Genomic DNA, 218 nt, shown 5'->3' with positions numbered 1-218 from the left:
GAACAATACCGGGAGCGGGCACGCGCACTGGTTGCACAAATGACGCTGAAAGAAAAAATCAGCCAAATGCTCAGCTGGGCTCCGGCCATTCCGCGTCTGGGCATCCCTGCATACAACTGGTGGAACGAGGGCATTCATGGCGTGGGACGCGCTGGAACGGCAACCGTATTTCCGCAGGCAATTGGTCTGGCTGCGTCTTTTGATGAGGACTTACTGGG

1 pseudogene is annotated in these 218 nt (G+C 56.9%); it reads left to right on the top strand.

Annotated features, from left to right (window positions below):
* Positions 1-218 (top strand): annotated as a pseudogene (locus H6B10_RS18515) (glycoside hydrolase family 3 protein); the annotation flags it as partial.

Source organism: Gemmiger formicilis, from assembly GCF_016901605.1.
Lineage (GTDB): Bacteria > Bacillota > Clostridia > Oscillospirales > Ruminococcaceae > Gemmiger > Gemmiger formicilis_B.
This window is presented reverse-complemented; position numbering and strand designations above follow the sequence as displayed.